Here is a 463-nt window from a genome sequence, read left to right on the forward strand (position 1 = left end):
GCGTACTTCTGGGTGCACCTGCTGCTCGCCGTCGTCTCCTTCGTATTGGGGACGGTCATCGGGGGCATCGGGTTGCGCGGTCTGCGCGCACTGAGCCGGACGTCACGGACGTCCTGACCGGAAACAGGGGAACTCCGCACCGTGGCCATCGTTTTCGTACTCGTCGCGCTGCTCGTCCTGGCCGTCCTGGTGACGGGCAACTGGTACGTGTGGCGCCGACTGTTCCGGGACACCACCCGGGGTCCGGGCCCGGTGCGCCGCGCGGGCGCGGCGGTGATCGCCGGCGGCTGGGCGCTGACGGTGGCCGCCTTCGTCGTCGGGCGCAGCGACGCCCCCTTCCGGCTCCAGCAGATCCTGGTCTGGCCCGGCTACCTGTGGCTGGCCGTCTCCCTCTACCTGCTGCTGGCCGTGCTCGCGGGCGAGCTCGTACGGCCCGTGCTGCGGCGGGTCCTCGAACGGCGGG

Annotated in this window: 2 pseudogenes; both read left to right on the forward strand. The window is 71.9% G+C overall.

The features are described 5' to 3' along the window. Positions 1 to 117: pseudogene (locus KDL01_RS46975) on the forward strand (SCO4848 family membrane protein); the annotation flags it as partial. Positions 118 to 141: 24 nt separating this feature from the next. Next, positions 142 to 463: pseudogene (locus KDL01_RS41915) on the forward strand (metallophosphoesterase); the annotation flags it as partial.

The organism is Actinospica durhamensis, from assembly GCF_018139695.1.
GTDB classification, from domain to species: Bacteria; Actinomycetota; Actinomycetes; order Streptomycetales; family Catenulisporaceae; genus Actinospica; species Actinospica durhamensis.